At 65.5% G+C, this 1,441-nt stretch carries 2 protein-coding genes; one reads left to right on the top strand and one right to left on the bottom strand.

What is annotated here, in order from left to right; translation table 11 throughout:
- Window positions 1-648 (bottom strand): molybdopterin-dependent oxidoreductase (locus tag FFS23_RS19900; RefSeq protein ID WP_249340777.1); only part of this gene is annotated, 648 nt, incomplete at its 3' end.
- A gap of 155 nt (window positions 649-803) precedes the next feature.
- Here FFS23_RS19900 and FFS23_RS19895 point away from each other — a divergent pair.
- A partial coding sequence (locus tag FFS23_RS19895) for a LysR family transcriptional regulator (protein ID WP_137899960.1) occupies window positions 804-1,441 on the top strand: 638 nt, incomplete at its 3' end.

The raw sequence follows: 1,441 nt of genomic DNA, 5'->3' as shown, positions 1-1,441 counted from the left end.
GAGCTTGTAGTCGTGCGCCTGGATCGGTGCGTCGGATGGCGTCTCGCGCACCTCGATCCGTGTCAGCCATTTGGCGCTCCGCACCCCGGCATAGCCCGGCACCACCATGCGGAGCGGTGCGCCGTGTTCGGGCGTCAGCGGCTCGCCGTTCATCGCCCAGGCAATAAGGACGTCGGGTTGCCGCGCCTTGTCCATGGCGATCGAGACCCCGAACAATGCTTCCTCGCCTTCGACGTCCACCTCGTCCGCGCCGGTGAACGCCACGAACAGGTCGGACGCATTCGGCGCACCGACGGCATCCAGTACGTCGGACAGTCGTACGCCGGTCCATTCCGCATTGCCGATCGCGCCCACGTCCCAGGGGTCGCCGGACGTTTTAGCGACCTGCTGGAGATCCGTGCGCCGGTTGCCGGCGCACTGGAGAACTGCCGTCACCGTCCGCGTGGCCAACGCGCTTTTCAGTTCCTCCACCGAGAAGGAGCGGCTCGCCATGCCCGTCCCGCTCACTTCGATCCGGTGATCGGCAGGCAGATCGGGCACTGCACCATGGCTGCGCACGTAGAACAGCGCCTGCGGCGTCAGGAACCGCTCGATCAGCGCGCCGGGCGTCGGCTCGGCGTTGTAGGGATCGGATTTGCGCTCGATCATATCAGTCATGGACGAACCAACGCCGCAAGCGCGCGGATCGCTTCAAGCCTTCAAGACTATCGCAGACGAAGGATTACCAATCGTTCCGATATCCAGATTGGAACAAACAGATCAAACGGTTGGTCGTATCGATCAGTTTCCGCGATACAAGCTGCATGACCCTGGAGCAGCTCAGAATCTTCGTCGGTGTCGCCGAGCGCGAACACGTCACCAAGGCAGCAGAGGTGCTGAACGTCACGCAGTCCGCTGCCTCCGGCGCGGTCGCGGCCCTCGAAGCGCGCTACGGGGTTCCTCTGTTTCACCGCGTCGGGCGTGGCATCCAGCTGACCGAAGCGGGCCGCGGCTTTCTGGAGGAAGCGCGCGCGGTGCTGGGGCGGGCAGCGCATGCCGAGACGATGCTGGCGGACTATGCCGGGCTTGCCCGTGGTTCGTTGCGGATCGTCGCCAGCCAGACGATCGCAAGCTACTGGTTGCCCGCAAGGCTTGCCGCCTTCCACGAGCGCCACCCGCAGATCGCGGTCGAGCTGGCGATCGACAACACCGAAGGCGCGGCAGCGCAGGTCCTTAGCGGAGCGGCGGAACTCGGTTTCGTTGAAGGCGAAGTGGACGAACCAGCGCTGGCGCATTGGGAAGTCGGACGCGATCCGATGGTGCTGGTCGGACGCAGGGACGCCGAGCGTGTCGACGAGGACTGGCTTCGCGCTGCACGCTGGATCGTCCGCGAGCAGGGTTCGGGCACGCGCTCGACCTTCGAGGACGTGCTGCGAACGCGCGGGTTTGATCCGGCCCAGCT

It is taken from the genome of Sphingomonas sp. 2SG (assembly GCF_005503285.1).
Taxonomy (GTDB): domain Bacteria; phylum Pseudomonadota; class Alphaproteobacteria; order Sphingomonadales; family Sphingomonadaceae; genus Sphingomonas; species Sphingomonas taxi.
Note: the sequence above shows the minus strand (reverse complement) of the source record. Positions and strands in the feature narration are given on the sequence as shown.